Source organism: Citrobacter sp. Cb023 (assembly GCF_030336805.1).
GTDB classification, from domain to species: Bacteria; Pseudomonadota; Gammaproteobacteria; order Enterobacterales; family Enterobacteriaceae; genus Citrobacter; species Citrobacter braakii.
The window spans coordinates 16,339-28,785 of sequence record NZ_JAOWCV010000039.1; the positions used below are offsets into that span (position 1 = coordinate 16,339).

The 12,447-nt window shown below is 54.0% G+C and carries 11 protein-coding genes; 5 read left to right on the top strand and 6 right to left on the bottom strand.

The features are described 5' to 3' along the window. Positions 1–31: 31 nt before the first annotated feature. The 5 genes from rnd to yoaA all read right to left on the bottom strand — a co-directional run bounded on the left by rnd (position 32) and on the right by yoaA (position 6,465). Entirely contained in the window at positions 32–1,147 is a 1,116-nt protein-coding gene (gene rnd / locus OGW44_RS19770; RefSeq protein WP_016156789.1) for a ribonuclease D, read from the bottom strand. Between the two features lie 84 nt (positions 1,148–1,231). Next, on the bottom strand, positions 1,232–2,917 hold the full coding sequence (gene fadD, locus OGW44_RS19775) for a long-chain-fatty-acid--CoA ligase FadD (protein WP_131350914.1): 1,686 nt from the start codon (positions 2,915–2,917) through the stop codon (positions 1,232–1,234). Positions 2,918–3,121: 204 nt separating this feature from the next. Next, positions 3,122–3,706: a Slp family lipoprotein gene (locus OGW44_RS19780; protein WP_185655111.1), complete on the bottom strand. Its 585-nt coding sequence runs from the start codon at positions 3,704–3,706 to the stop codon at positions 3,122–3,124. 94 nt (positions 3,707–3,800) lie between these two features. Further along, entirely contained in the window at positions 3,801–4,496 is a 696-nt protein-coding gene (gene tsaB, locus OGW44_RS19785) for a tRNA (adenosine(37)-N6)-threonylcarbamoyltransferase complex dimerization subunit type 1 TsaB (protein WP_094761103.1), read from the bottom strand. A gap of 58 nt (positions 4,497–4,554) precedes the next feature. Further along, positions 4,555–6,465 (bottom strand): DNA repair helicase YoaA, encoded by a 1,911-nt coding sequence (gene yoaA / locus OGW44_RS19790; protein WP_016153386.1) that lies wholly within the window; start codon positions 6,463–6,465, stop codon positions 4,555–4,557. A 141-nt stretch (positions 6,466–6,606) separates the two neighbouring features. Between yoaA and OGW44_RS19795 the strand changes: the two genes are divergently transcribed. Next, complete coding sequence (locus tag OGW44_RS19795) at positions 6,607–6,951, top strand: RidA family protein (protein ID WP_016153387.1); 345 nt, start codon at positions 6,607–6,609, stop codon at positions 6,949–6,951. A gap of 6 nt (positions 6,952–6,957) precedes the next feature. Here the strand turns inward: OGW44_RS19795 and OGW44_RS19800 are convergent, their stop codons facing one another. Next, entirely contained in the window at positions 6,958–7,137 is a 180-nt protein-coding gene (locus OGW44_RS19800; protein ID WP_016153388.1) for a YoaH family protein, read from the bottom strand. A gap of 83 nt (positions 7,138–7,220) precedes the next feature. Between OGW44_RS19800 and pabB the strand changes: the two genes are divergently transcribed. The 4 genes from pabB to pdeD all read left to right on the top strand — a co-directional run bounded on the left by pabB (position 7,221) and on the right by pdeD (position 12,444). After that, complete coding sequence (gene pabB, locus OGW44_RS19805) at positions 7,221–8,582, top strand: aminodeoxychorismate synthase component 1 (protein WP_185655110.1); 1,362 nt, start codon at positions 7,221–7,223, stop codon at positions 8,580–8,582. Between the two features lie 3 nt (positions 8,583–8,585). Further along, positions 8,586–9,164, top strand: a complete 579-nt coding sequence (locus OGW44_RS19810) for a CoA pyrophosphatase (RefSeq protein WP_016153390.1) — start codon at positions 8,586–8,588, stop codon at positions 9,162–9,164. Positions 9,165–9,347: 183 nt separating this feature from the next. Continuing rightward, positions 9,348–10,712, top strand: a complete 1,365-nt coding sequence (gene sdaA, locus OGW44_RS19815) for an L-serine ammonia-lyase (RefSeq protein ID WP_016153391.1) — start codon at positions 9,348–9,350, stop codon at positions 10,710–10,712. Positions 10,713–10,842: 130 nt separating this feature from the next. Then, positions 10,843–12,444 carry a cyclic di-3',5'-guanosine monophosphate phosphodiesterase PdeD gene (gene pdeD / locus OGW44_RS19820; RefSeq protein WP_019076975.1) on the top strand — a complete coding sequence of 534 codons (1,602 nt, stop codon included), beginning with the start codon at positions 10,843–10,845 and terminating at the stop codon, positions 12,442–12,444. Positions 12,445–12,447 lie beyond the last annotated feature (3 nt).

Genomic DNA, 12,447 nt, shown 5'->3' on the forward strand with positions numbered 1-12,447 from the left:
AGCAAACGCGCGACCCGGCGAGCCTGGTGACTTACTGCGGGTATTCCTGCAGCAGCGCGTTGAGGCGATCGGACATCAATTCGCCACGCCAGCCGGAAACCAGCTCTGGCAGGGATTGCTGCGGCTTTAATTTCCAGTGCCAGTTGAGCAACTGGTTGATCTGGCGACGCGAAGCAAGAAGTTCGACGCTGAGATTATGTTCCGCACTCACCTCGGCAACCAGCGCTTTGATGGCTTTGAACGCCTTGCGATACCCTGGCATATCCATCAAATTCAGCAGCGGCTGCGGTAGCGACTCTTCCGGTAAAGCCTGGGCCTTTTCCACCAGGGCGATCAGCGTTTTACCGTGGAAACGAATTTCGCTCCCGGAAAGACCCAGGCTATCCAGTTCACCCAGACTGCCCGGCATATAACGCGCCACCGCCCACAGGTGCTCTTCACGCACCACGAAGTTTACCGCCAGATCGCGCTCGCGTGCTTTACGCAGTCGCCAGTCGGCAAGCAATTGCAGGCAGGCTAGCTGACGGGTGCGCAGTTGCCATGCGTTGGTGATGTCACGCCAGGCGTCTTCTGGTGCCAGAATCTCCTGGCGACGCTGCTGCATTAAGCGGCATTCGTCCAGCGCAGCTGGCAGCCAGCCGCTGGCTTCGGTTTCAGCCATCAGTTTTGTGGTGATCGGTAACAGATACCAGACGTCAGCCGCCGCGTATTCGCACTGACGCTCGGTCAGCGGTCTGGCCAGCCAGTCGGTACGCGATTCGCTTTTGTCGAGCGCCACACCCGTAAACTCTTCCACCATCGAGGCGAAGCCCCACGACAGCGGACGACCGCAAAACGCGGCCAGGATTTGTGTGTCAATTAACGGCTGCGGAAGTTCGCCAAAAGCGTTGAGAAACACTTCCAGGTCTTCACTTCCCGCATGCAGGAATTTGGTGATGGCGGTATCACGCAGAATATCGCGCAGGGGCGACCAGTCGGTGATCCCTAGTGGATCAATCAGAGCAACGTGTTTGCCATCAAACAGCTGGATCAGCCCCAACTGCGGATAATAGGTACGTGTGCGAACAAATTCGGTATCCAGGGCTATCGCCGGAAATTCACGGACGGCTTCGCACAGCGTGGCTAACGCGTCGTCCGTGGTGATCATTTGATAATTCAAATCGTGCTCTCTTAGGTTTGCGCCAAAAAAAACGCCGGTTTACCCGGCGTTTTCTGCTGGCTGACTTAACGCTCAGCCTTTATTGTCCACTTTGGCGCGCGCTTCGTCACGTAATTCTCGTCGCAAAATTTTACCGACGTTAGATTTCGGCAACTCGTCGCGAAACTCCACCAGCTTCGGTACTTTATAGCCCGTCAGGTGACGACGGCAGAAAGTGATAAGCGCCTCATCAGTTAACGAGGCATCTTTCTTCACCACGAAAATTTTCACCGCTTCACCGCTGCTGCCCGACGGAACGCCGACCGCAGCCACTTCCTGTACGCCAGGATGTTGCATAACCACGTCTTCAATTTCGTTTGGATAGACGTTAAAGCCGGACACCAGGATCATATCTTTCTTACGATCGACAATACGCAGGAAGCCTTCTTCATCCATCACCGCAATATCGCCGGTGTGCAGCCAGCCGTCTTTGACGATTTCGTCGGTGGCGTCTGGTCGCTGCCAGTAGCCCAGCATCACTTGCGGACCTTTCACGCACAGTTCGCCCGGTTCTCCCGGCGGCACTTCGTTATCGTCGTCATCCACCAGTTTGACCTCGGTGGAAGGAACCGGTAACCCGATACTGCCGCTGTGGTAGTCGATATCGTGAGGGTTGACGCTCACCAGAGGGGCACACTCCGTCAGGCCATAGCCTTCCAGCAGATACTGACCCGTCAGCTTCACCCAACGTTCAGCTACCGCCTGTTGAACCGGCATCCCGCCGCCAGCCGAAAGGTGCAGTGACGAGAAGTCCAGTTGTTGGAACTCTTTGTTATTCAGCAGCGCGTTAAACAGCGTGTTGACGCCGGTCATGGCGGTGAACGGATACTTCGCCAGCTCTTTTACCAGTCCCGGAATATCACGCGGGTTGGTAATCAGCAGGTTTTGACCGCCCAGCTCAATAAACAGCAGGCAGTTCATCGTCAGCGCAAAAATGTGATACAGCGGTAGGGCCGTCACCACCAGTTCTTTACCCGGATGCAGCAACGGACCATAAGTGGCGTTAACCTGCTCAAGGTTAGCCAGCATGTTACGGTGCGTAAGCATCGCGCCCTTCGCCACACCGGTAGTCCCCCCGGTATATTGCAGGAACGCCAGATCTTCCGACACTACTTCGGGTTTCACATACTGCATGCGATAACCGTTTTGCAGCGCACTACGAAATGAGATGGCATCCGGCAGGTGATATTTCGGCACCAGACGCTTGATATACTTGACGACGAAGTTAACCAACGTCCCTTTGGCGGTCGACAGCTGATCGCCCATACGCGTCAGAATCACGTGTTGCACCGACGTTTTGTCGACGACTTTTTCCAGCGTGTGGGCAAAGTTAGACACGATGACAATCGCCGACGCGCCGCTGTCGTTGAGCTGATGTTCCAGCTCGCGAGGCGTGTACAGCGGGTTCACGTTCACGACGATCATGCCGGCACGTAAAATCCCAAACAGTGCGACCGGATATTGCAGCAGGTTCGGCATCATCAATGCGACGCGATCGCCCTTCTTCAGCCCGAGTCCCTGTTGCAAATAGGCCGCAAATGCCCGGCTACGCTCTTCAAGCTTGCGGAAGGTCATCACCTCCCCCATGTTTACAAACGCGGGCTGATCGGCATACCGTCTTACTGAGTGTTCAAAGAGTTCCACCAGGGATTGATAACGGTCAGGATTGATCTCCGCAGGAACACCAGCGGGATAACGGTTAAGCCAAACCTTTTTCAATACATCACCTCTAAAATGCGTATTCGTCGTCATCACAACCCCAGGCAATAAACAAACTGTTAACATAATATTAACTCAGCGTACCAGTTTGTTTATTACACAACGACAAGGTTGCGAAGCACGTCACTATTTATTTTTCTTATATCCACGTTAATGCAGAAACAGCGGACGAGCCGCTGTTTCTTTTACTCATAAAACAAAGAGTTACTCAGTTACTATGGTCTGAACCTGTGCCGGGCCGGGATTGTACCATCCCCATCCGCCGTAGCCACCGTAAGGCCAGCCACGCGCACCGTAGAACCAGGGGTCGATCGGCTGAGGCGGCATAACAATTTGCTGAGTAATATGCCAGCGTTTGTAGCCAGTTACCTGCATCAGCATGAATTTATACGGCGTATTACCGATTTTTCCATCCACAGTACCGCTAATCGGACCGACGACGGTAACCAGTTGACCGCGGAAGTCCACCGGGTCGAGGAAGCCATTTACATCAGCATAAATTCGCCCGCGGGAGGCTTCGCCCAGCACCGGTCTCGCCCCGCTATCAAGAGGAACAGTGGCAATTTCCAGACGGGATTTCCCCTGCTGGTTCTGAATATCCACCACTTTACCGCCGAAACGCGCTTCCTGTCCGACATACAGCTGCGGGGCATTCATCACCCGCACCAGATCCTGCTGCGGCGTAGGGCTCGAACCTTTAATCGCGTCCGGGATGGTGACACAACCGCTAAGCATTAACGCGAATGCGCCCACCAACACACCTTTCAATAACTGCTTTTGCACCGCCATATTGCGACTCCCTTTTCTTAGCTTCTGCCTCGACCAATTCACCATGCTGCGCACTGACGGCTGTGCGAATTGACCAGGGATGTACTACTAAGATTCATTCTTTACCGGGAAGTTTCTTCCATGCCACGGTGTTACGTAAATAAACCGGTTCCGCATGTTCAACCGCCACGGTCTTACCGGCAGCCAGCATTTGCGTGGCAACAGGCAGCATATCTTCAGCCGCCGGAAGCAAAACGTCGCCATCGCTCAGCGTCAGACCACTGTCTTTACCGAGCTCAGGCCAGGCAGGCCAGCCCGTTCCGACCGTTACCCACTCGCCAGACAGTTGCAGTAAACGCGCATGCACCTGCTCGGGGGTTAGCACCGCTTCGGTTTCTTCACCGTGCCAGTTGCCGTGCTCATCACGCAGGTATTCGGCCCAATAGACTTCGCCCATTCGCGCGTCGATCGCGGCCAGTACGCGGGTCGCGCCCGACTTACGCCAGGCACCCTGCGCCATTGTTGCCAGGGTGGAAACGCCGATCATCGGTAAATTCGCGCCTAACGCCAGCCCCTGAGCAATGCCAATCCCAATACGTACACCGGTGAAACTGCCAGGACCGCGACCAAACGCCAGAGCGTCGATATCGGTTAACGTGAGATCGCCAGCGGCCAGGATTTCCTCAACCATTGGTAAAATTCGTTGGGTGTGTTCTCGTGGGCAAAGCTCGAAATGAGCCTTGGTAGTACCGTCATTCCACAGGGCAACAGAGCACGCCTCTGTGGCGGTATCGATAGCCAGAATTCGCATGGGTGTTTGTGATCAGGTCAATAAATTTGGCGCGCATCTTACCACACTCCGTAACAAATTACTCAGTCGTTGGTATGGCAAGAAAACGAACAGCGCGAGCAATATCACGTGTCCGCGGTGCAGGCGGAAGGCTTGCCAGGAAAGTGGCACCGTAAGGTCGCATCACCAGACGGTTGTCGCAAATCACCAGCACCCCGCGGTCGTCGGCGTCACGAATCAGACGCCCCACGCCCTGTTTCAGGGTGATTACCGCATCCGGCAACTGAACGTCTTCAAACGGATCGCCGCCGCGCAAACGGCAGTCCTCCATCCGCGCTTTTAACAGCGGATCGTCCGGCGAGGTGAACGGCAGTTTATCAATAATCACCAGCGACAACGTATCGCCACGCACGTCCACCCCTTCCCAGAAGCTGCTGGTGGCAACCAGTAACGCATTACCTGCGCTGACAAACTGCTGTAACAGTTGCCCTTTACTGGTTTCGCCCTGCAGCAGCACGGGAAGGGTCATGGTGGCGCGGAATTGTTCCGCCAGATCGCGCATCATCGCGTGCGAGGTACACAGCATAAAACAGCGTCCGTTGTTCGCTTCGATAATGGGACGCAGCATGGATGCCAGCTGACGCGCCGCTCCCGGTTGGTTGGTTTGCGGGAGATTACGCGGCACGCACAGCAGCGCCTGGCGGGTGTAATCAAATGGGCTTGGCAGCAGCATCGACTCGGCATCTTCAATACCCAGCCGCGCGGTGAAATGATGAAGGTCATCGTTTACCGACAGCGTCGCGGAGGTAAAAATCCAGCAGCCCGGCTTCTGTTCCATCACTTCTTTGAATTTATCCGCCACCGTGAGCGGCGTCAGCGCAAGGGTGAAATGGCGCGAGGTGCATTCATACCAGTAGCTGAAACCTGGCTGGTTGATCTCTTTCAGGCGCTTCAGACGAGCACGGTAAAGCGTGGCACGTTCAAACGCGGCATCCAGCAAGGCGGAACGTCCGAGAGACAGTTTCGCCACGTCGTAACACAGCTCCAGCGTGTCATCGAGCAACAAAAACGCGCGCTGTACGCGCGGGTCGGCCAGCAGTTCCCGCAAGTTTCCTCGATAGCCCGGCTCGCCCAGTTGCAGGCGGAAGTCCTGCGCGCTTTGCGCCAGTCGGTCAGCGCATTTTTGAAGCTGCTGAGTGTCTTTCAGCTCGGTGCGATAGGCAATGGTGATGTCTTTCGCCAGATCCAGCAGTTGGCGACTGGAGAGCGATTGACCAAAATACTGGCTGGCGATATCCGGTAACTGATGCGCTTCATCGAAGATCATCACTTCAGCTTCCGGGATCAGCTCGCCAAACCCACTCTCTTTTACCACCATATCAGCGAGAAACAGATGGTGGTTTACCACGACGACATCTGCATCCATCGCCTTCTTGCGCGCTTTCACGACAAAGCACTCTTTGTACAGCGGGCAGTCGCTCCCAAGGCAATTATCATTTGTGCTCGTCACCAGCGGCCAGGCCTGAGAGTCTTCCGCCACGCTGACGCAGGTGCTGATGTCACCATCAAGGGTTTGATTTGACCAGGAGCGTAGCAGAATGACGTCACTTAAAGTCTGTACCGGCAGGTCACCGCCCGCCAGCGCCTGTTGTTCGAGACGCTCAAGACACAAATAGTTTGAACGCCCTTTCAGTAGCGCCAGTTTACCCGTGAATTCCAGAGCCTTCGCTACTGTGGGTAAATCGCGGCTGTATAGCTGATCCTGCAACGCCTTCGAGCCCGTGGAGACAATTACTTTCTTTCCGGCACGCAGCGCGGGGGCAAGATAAGCGTAGGTTTTACCCGTTCCTGTTCCGGCTTCGACAACAAGCGGCTGTGATTTTTCGATAGCATGACTGACGGCGAAGGCCATCTGCCGCTGTGGTTCACGCGGTTTAAAACCGGGTATCGCTTTAGCCAACTGACCGTCTGCTGCAAAATCGTCCGTCACACTGCCCCCTGTTCATTTGAACAGGGATTATGTCAGGCCAGCGGCTCTTTCGCCAGTTGAAGAGGTGACGTGGACACAACATTATGGCAGTCTTGGCGCAACCCGAAGCCATTATGAAAAAACGTAAATGAGGAATGATTTATGACGATTGTGCGCATTGATGCCGAAGCGCGTTGGTCCGACGTGGTTATCCACAACAACACGTTGTATTACACCGGCGTACCGGAAAATCTGGATGCCGACGCCTTTGAGCAAACGGCAAATACGCTGGCGCAAATTGATGCGGTGCTGGAAAAACAGGGCAGCAGCAAGTCACGTATTCTTGATGCCACCCTGTTCCTGGCGGACAAAAATGATTTTGCCGCCATGAACAAAGCCTGGGACGCATGGGTTGTTGCTGGTCACGCGCCGGTACGTTGTACCGTTCAGGCCGGGTTAATGAACCCGAAATACAAAGTTGAAATTAAGATTATCGCTGCGGTATAAGCGGCGTTATTCGTCTTCATCTTCAAAACGCGCCACGATCCGCTCGCCGGTATGACTGGCGCGTAATTCAGCAGCCACTTTCGTAATCGCCTCGCCACTGCTCATCCCCTGGGATATCAGTTCATGAATGCGTTCAACCGCCTGTTGCTGCTGATCGTGCGTGAGTGAAGGTAAACCTGCAATCATGGTGAACTCCTGCTAAATTATTAGCGCTAATTATTTCATGCTACCCGGCACATAGCCAGTGAAGTAGCAACGAGTCAGGACTGATGAAGACGTTATCTCCCGCTGTAATCACACTCCCCTGGCGTCTGGACGCCGCTGAGCACTATTTTGCCACATTAAGCCACCAGCCCTGGGCAATGCTTTTGCATTCAGGCCATGCCGACCATCCGCATAATCGCTTTGATATTCTGGTCGCCGACCCCATTACCACGCTGGTCACACATGCAGAAGAGACCGTTTTGCATGACCATCACGGCACTATGCAAACGGTTGATGATCCGATGACGGTTTTACGTTCGGCGCTGACATCGCTGACTATTCAGCCCGATTATAATCCCGATTTTCCCTTCCAGGGAGGCGCATTGGGTCTGTTCGGTTATGACTTAGGCCGTCGTTTTGAATCTCTGCCAACGGAAGCCGAACAGGATATCACGCTACCGGACATGGCGGTTGGCATTTACGATTGGGCGCTGATTGTCGATCATCAGTTGCAAAGGGTGTCGCTACTTAGCCACTCCGATGTACAGGCACGACGCCGTTGGCTGGAAAATCAACAGATACCCGTGCGCGAACCGTTTTCGTTAACATCCTCGTGGCAGTCCAACATGACCCGTGCGCAGTATGGTGAAAAGTTCCGTCAGGTGCAGCGTTATCTGCACAGCGGCGATTGCTATCAGGTCAATCTTGCCCAGCGTTTTCAGGCGCATTATCAAGGAGATGAGTGGTTGGCGTTTGTACGTCTCAACCATGCGAACCGCGCCCCGTTCAGTGCGTTTTTACGTCTTGAGGAAGGGGCGATTCTCAGCCTTTCACCTGAACGTTTTATTCTGCTGGAAAACCAGCACATCCAGACGCGCCCGATTAAAGGCACGCTGCCCAGACTTGAAGATGCCGATGCCGATCGTCTACAGGCTCAATCACTGGCGAACTCCCCAAAGGATCAGGCGGAAAACCTGATGATCGTCGATTTAATGCGTAATGATATCGGCCGCGTTGCCGAACCCGGTTCGGTACAGGTTCCGGAACTGTTCGTTGTCGAACCGTTCCCTGCCGTTCATCATTTGGTCAGCACCATTACCGCGCGTCTGCCAGAGTCATTGCACGCCACTGACCTGCTGCGCGCCGCCTTCCCCGGCGGCTCTATTACCGGTGCGCCAAAAGTGCGGGCAATGGAAATTATTGACGAACTGGAACCGCAAAGACGCAACGCCTGGTGCGGTAGCATTGGCTATCTGAGCTTTTGCGGCAATATGGATACCAGCATCACCATTCGCACGCTCACAGCCACCAACGGACGCATTTATTGTTCCGCTGGCGGTGGCATTGTGGCGGACAGCCAGGAAGATGCGGAGTATCAGGAAACGTTTGATAAAGTGAATCGTATTTTGCACCAACTGGAGAACTGACACGTGGAATACAGCAGCCTGACGCTTGATGATTTTTTATCGCGCTTTCAACTCCTGCGCCCGCAGGTTAATCATACTGCGTTAAACCAGCGTCAGGCCGCCGTACTGATCCCCGTCGTGCGTCGTGCACAGCCGGGGTTACTGTTAACTCAGCGTTCCGTTCATCTGCGCAAGCACGCCGGACAGGTCGCCTTTCCCGGCGGCGCGGTGGATAGCAGCGATGCCTCGTTAATTGCCGCCGCCCTTCGCGAAGCGCAGGAAGAAGTGGCGATCCCACCATCCTGCGTGGAGGTAATTGGCGTTCTGCCGCCGGTCGACAGTGTGACCGGTTTCCAGGTCACGCCGGTGGTAGGCATTATCCCGCCAAATTTGCCGTATCGCGCAAGTGTTGATGAAGTTTCCGCCGTGTTTGAAATGCCGCTGGCACAAGCCCTGCATTTAGGTCGTTATCACCCGCTGGATATCTACCGTCGCGGCGATTCACATCGTGTATGGCTTTCCTGGTATGAGCAATATTTCGTCTGGGGAATGACCGCCGGAATAATTCGTGAGCTGGCGCTGCAAATTGGCGTCAAGCCCTGACTATACTTATCTTTACGCACACCATAGACAACTTGAAACTCAGGTCACAACATTAGTAAAACCGCGGTTATCTATTAGTTTAATTCATGTGAATAGTTAAGCCGATCGCCGCGTTCCCTCTTACACTATGCGCAGTTATAACATCGTTACTGGAAACCCCAGTCGCCCTGTAGGAGTATTATCGTGATTAGTCTATTCGACATGTTTAAGGTGGGGATTGGTCCCTCATCTTCCCATACCGTAGGGCCTATGAAGGCGGGTAAACAGTTCGTCGATGACCTGGTCGAAAAAGGATTACTGGACAGCGTTACTCGTGTCGCCGTCGACGTGTATGGTTCACTGTCGCTCACGGGTAAAGGTCACCATACCGATATCGCCATTATTATGGGTCTGGCGGGCAATGAGCCTGCTACCGTAGATATTGACAGCATCCCCGGATTTATCCGCGACGTGGAAACGCGTGGACGCCTGCTGCTTGCGCAGGGTCAGCACGAAGTGGATTTCCCGCAGAATGACGGAATGCGTTTTCACAACGGCAACCTGCCGCTGCATGAAAACGGAATGCAGATCCACGCGTACAGTGGCGAAACCGTCATTTACAGCAAAACCTACTACTCTATCGGCGGTGGATTCATCGTTGATGAAGAACATTTTGGTCAGGATGCCGCGGGCGAGGTCAGTGTGCCTTACCCGTTCAAATCCGCCACCGAAATGCTGGAATACTGCAACAGCACCGGCCTGTCTCTCTCTGGCATGGCGATGCAGAACGAACTTGCTCTGCACAGTAAAAAAGAGATTGAAGAATACTTTGGTAACGTCTGGCAAACCATGCAGGCTTGTATCGATCGTGGTATGAACACCGAAGGCGTGCTGCCGGGTCCGCTGCGCGTTCCTCGTCGTGCTTCAGCCCTGCGTCGTATGCTGGTTTCCAGCGACAAGCTGTCCAACGATCCGATGAACGTGATCGACTGGGTGAACATGTTCGCGCTGGCCGTTAACGAAGAAAATGCCGCGGGTGGTCGCGTAGTTACTGCGCCAACCAACGGTGCCTGCGGTATCGTGCCTGCGGTACTGGCCTATTACGATCATTTCATCGAGTCCGTCAGCCCGGATATCTATACCCGTTATTTCCTGGCGGCCGGCGCGATTGGCGCGTTGTATAAAATGAACGCGTCTATCTCTGGTGCAGAAGTGGGTTGTCAGGGTGAAGTGGGCGTAGCCTGTTCCATGGCTGCCGCGGGTCTGGCTGAACTGTTAGGCGCAAGCCCTGAGCAGGTATGTGTTGCTGCTGAAATCGGCATGGAACATAACCTCGGCTTAACCTGCGATCCGGTGGCGGGACAGGTACAGGTTCCGTGCATCGAACGTAATGCCATTGCGTCAGTGAAGGCGATCAACGCTGCGCGTATGGCAATGCGCCGTACCAGCGCTCCGCGCGTCTCGCTGGATAAAGTCATTGAGACCATGTACGAAACAGGTAAAGACATGAACGCCAAATACCGTGAAACGTCACGCGGTGGCCTGGCAATCAAAGTTCAATGTGACTAATACTTATTTTTCGCCCATCTGCGACAGATGGGCGAATTTGCCCCCTCTCCCTCGTCTGGCGTAATTTTCCCCACTACACTTGCTCTGTTGCTGTTGGCTACTGTGACCAACGGCTTATCGGGCGGCCCGCATGCAAACAGCGCAAAGGATCATCAAGAACTATCGCCGGAATCGCTTAATCGTCTGCACACTATGTGCACTACTGACGCTCATTCTCACATTAACTGTCCGATTTATTTCGGAGCGTAATTTAAATCATCGCAATACCGTTACCTTTGCCAACCACGCCGTTGAAGAGTTGGATGACGTGCTTTTGCCCCTACAGACCGGACGCGATGTACTGCTACCGCTGATTGGGCTTCCCTGCTCAGTCGCGCGTTTACCTCTGAGTAAGCATGCAGCCAGACTGCAAACGGTACGTTCTATCAGCCTGATTCAGAGCGGGGTCCTTTATTGTTCCAGCATTTTTGGCTATCGCAATGTGCCTATTCGCCAACTGGAGCCTGAATTACCCAGTCGGGAGCCGCAATTGCTGCTGTCTACCGACCATTCGTTGATTAAGGGCAGTCCGATTCTGACGCAATGGTATCCAGCATCTGCCGATGGCTCAGATGGCGTGCTGGAAATCGTTAACATTGATTTATTATCGTCCATGTTGCTTGAACCCCAGCCACCGCAAATTACCCATGCCAGCTTAACCGTCGGTAATCGCCATTTGCTATATGGACAGGGTGTTGTCGATACGCTACCTGAACTGGATAATGAAAAACGCTACCAGCTCTCATCGCAACATTTCCCCTTTACTATCAGCGTCACCGGTCCGGGTGCCAGCGAACTGGCTATAAAACATCTACCAACACAACTGCCGCTGGCGGTGATCCTAAGTTTTTTAGTGGGCTACCTGGCATGGCTGGCGACCGCCAGCAGAATGAGCTTCTCCTGGGAGATAAATCTGGCCCTTGCTGCACGGGAATTCGAGCTGTTTTGCCAGCCGCTACTTAATGCGCAAACCCAGCAATGTATGGGAGTGGAAATCCTTTTACGCTGGAATAACCCGCGCCAGGGTTGGATCTCTCCCGAAGTGTTTATTCCCATCGCAGAGGAGCACAACCTGATTGTGCCGCTTACCCGTCATGTCATCGCAGAAACCATTCAGCAACGGCACGTATTCCCGATGAGCAGCCAGTTTCATATTGGGATAAATGTTGCCGCCAGCCATTTTCGTAACGGTACGCTGCTAAAAGATCTCAACCAGTACTGGTTCAGCCAGCACCCTATTCAGCAGTTGGTTATCGAACTCACCGAGCGCGATGCGTTGCTGGATGTGGATTATCGGGTCGTGCGCGAGTTAAATCGGCTTGGCGTAAAGCTGGCAATTGACGATTTCGGCACCGGCAACAGCTCGCTCTCCTGGCTGGAAAAGCTTCGCCCGGATGTGCTGAAGATAGATAAATCATTTACCTCAGCAATCGGGACAGACGCCGTGAACTCAACCGTCACAGACATCATTATCGCTTTGGGGAAAAAACTGAATATAGAACTGGTGGCGGAAGGCGTTGAAACACAGGCGCAGGCACAGCATTTGCGCCGACACGGCGTACATTTATTGCAAGGATTTTTGTATGCAAAGCCGATGCCGCTGCGCGATTTTCCCAAATGGCTGGCGGGCAGCACGCCGCCGCCCGCCCGGCATAACGGGCGACACAGTATGCACGTTATGCCGTTTCGCTAACCC

What these genes read in the sequence shown, in the direction of transcription:
- rnd (WP_016156789.1), bottom strand. Translation starts at nt 1,147, where the DNA reads ATGATCACCACGGACGACGCGTTAGCCACGCTGTGCGAAGCCGTCCGT.
- OGW44_RS19780 (WP_185655111.1), bottom strand. Translation starts at nt 3,706, where the DNA reads ATGGCGGTGCAAAAGCAGTTATTGAAAGGTGTGTTGGTGGGCGCATTC.
- tsaB (WP_094761103.1), bottom strand. Translation starts at nt 4,496, where the DNA reads ATGCGAATTCTGGCTATCGATACCGCCACAGAGGCGTGCTCTGTTGCC.
- OGW44_RS19795 (WP_016153387.1), top strand. Translation starts at nt 6,607, where the DNA reads ATGACGATTGTGCGCATTGATGCCGAAGCGCGTTGGTCCGACGTGGTT.
- OGW44_RS19800 (WP_016153388.1), bottom strand. Translation starts at nt 7,137, where the DNA reads ATGATTGCAGGTTTACCTTCACTCACGCACGATCAGCAGCAACAGGCG.
- pabB (WP_185655110.1), top strand. Translation starts at nt 7,221, where the DNA reads ATGAAGACGTTATCTCCCGCTGTAATCACACTCCCCTGGCGTCTGGAC.
- pdeD (WP_019076975.1), top strand. Translation starts at nt 10,843, where the DNA reads ATGCAAACAGCGCAAAGGATCATCAAGAACTATCGCCGGAATCGCTTA.